Origin of the sequence: Vibrio sp. Vb1755, assembly GCF_033338635.1 — a bacterium.
GTDB lineage: Bacteria > Pseudomonadota > Gammaproteobacteria > Enterobacterales > Vibrionaceae > Vibrio > Vibrio alginolyticus.
Genome location: NZ_JAWOTA010000262.1, coordinates 1 through 1,177 on the forward strand (window position 1 = coordinate 1; position 1,177 = coordinate 1,177).

The following is a 1,177-nucleotide window of genomic DNA, read 5'->3' on the forward strand; positions in this document are numbered from 1 at the left end:
TACTTTGCCTTGTGGATGACATTCTAGTGATGGAGTCACTTCAAATTAGGAGAGAGGGAAACCAACCGAACCGATTTATTCCGCAGGCATCAATTAATGGGTATGGACGCTGCGGCAAGGTGTTGACCAATCACGTTTATATGCACTTACTATGATGACCGGTCTGGTTCGGAACATCGGAGTTTAGATAAGATCTACCTTGGACTCAACAAAAAAGACGAGCTTCACACTCGTCTTTTTTGCGTGATTATTCTTCTTCTTGGTCTAACTCTTCATCGACTTCATTGGTGACATCAGAGGCTCCAGACACTTCTTCTGCAATGGTTTCCACCGCACCAGAAATAAGCAACTCTGGATTTAGTGGTGGGATAACCTGTAGATCATCCGTATCTTCATCAATGGAAGGCTTTTGACTGACATGCCCAATGATTGATTGGTAGTAGCGTCGAATATTTTCAACGTAATTACGCGCCTCGTCTCCACGAGCGTAGCCATAACGGGTTTGGCTGTAGTAACGCTTTTGTCGTAACAGCGGCAGTCGGTCTTTTACATCCGCCCATGCGTTTGGATCGCCACCTTGTGCCTTGGTTAATCGACGCGCGTCCATCATGTGGCCATAACCAATATTGTACGAGGCCAATGCAAACCAAATTTTTTCATGTTCGTTAATCGTATCAGGTACGCGAGCGACGATGCGACGCAGGTATTCCACACCACCACGAACAGATTGCTCTGGGTTTAGACGATCGGTTACACCAACACTTTTCGCAGTTGGTAAAGTCAGCATCATCATGCCACGAACACCCGTAGGCGATTTTGCTTTTGGTTTCCAATGAGATTCTTGGTAGGCCAAAGCCGCGATTAAACGCCAATCAAACTCTTCGCTGTATTTTTGGAACAGCGGAGCCCATCTCGGCAACTTATCATCAAGAGCACGAATAAAGGCACGCGTGTCCACGTAGTCAAACGCTTCAATATGGCCAATGTACTTCTCTTCAAGAGAAGCTAGCTCGCCAGATTGTTTGATATTGCCGAAAAACTCAATCAGCATCGCATATAAGCTCTCATCCTCTGAGCGGCGAGTAAACCATGATACTGGTTGATCTTCGGTGAGCTCAAAAGCAAGTGCTAAATCTGGATACAGGCGTTGCGCGAGGGACAGCTCTACGGAATCAGT

The 1,177-nt window shown here is 46.4% G+C and carries 1 protein-coding gene; it reads right to left on the reverse strand.

Annotated features, from left to right (window positions below; genetic code table 11):
* Positions 1-247: 247 nt before the first annotated feature.
* On the reverse strand, positions 248-1,177 hold a 930-nt coding region (mltF, locus tag R7E00_RS24375; protein WP_318124809.1), incomplete at its 5' end, for a membrane-bound lytic murein transglycosylase MltF.